At 58.7% G+C, this 506-nt stretch carries 1 protein-coding gene; it reads left to right on the forward strand.

Annotation, left to right across the window (positions count from 1 at the left end):
• The coding region (gene istA / locus J9889_RS11690) for an IS21 family transposase (RefSeq protein WP_210556757.1) at positions 1-506 on the forward strand (506 nt) is incomplete at both ends.

A 506-nucleotide genomic window follows, 5' to 3' on the forward strand; every position in this document is an offset into this window, starting at 1 on the left:
GAGCTCAAGCGCAAGGGGGTCTCCAAACAGCTGCTCTGGGAGGAGTACACCCAGCGCTATCCCAATAGCTGTTACAGCTACTCCCAGTTCTGTGACCGTTACAAGTCCTGGTGTCAGTTGCAAAAGCGCTCCATGCGCCAGATCCATAAGGCGGGGGAAAAGCTCTTTATCGACTACTGCGGGCCCACGGTGCCCATCGTCTCGCCGACTACGGGTGAGGTCCGTCAGGCCCAGATCTTTGTCGCCGTGCTTGGTGCGTCCAACTACACCTTTGCCGAGGCCACCTGGTCCCAGTCACTGCCGGACTGGCTGCAAAGCCATGTCCGTGCCTTTGAGTTTTTCGGTGGTACACCGGCACTACTGATCCCCGACAACCTCAAGAGCGGTGTCAGCAAGGCTTGCCGATACGATCCCGAGCTCAACCCCAGCTACCAGCAGTTGGCCGAGCACTATCAGGTGGCGGTGATGCCAGCTCGCCCTTACAAGCCTAAGGACAAAGCCAAGGC

This window comes from Aeromonas sp. PrichA-15 (assembly GCF_017939245.1).
Classification (GTDB): domain Bacteria; phylum Pseudomonadota; class Gammaproteobacteria; order Enterobacterales; family Aeromonadaceae; genus Aeromonas; species Aeromonas caviae.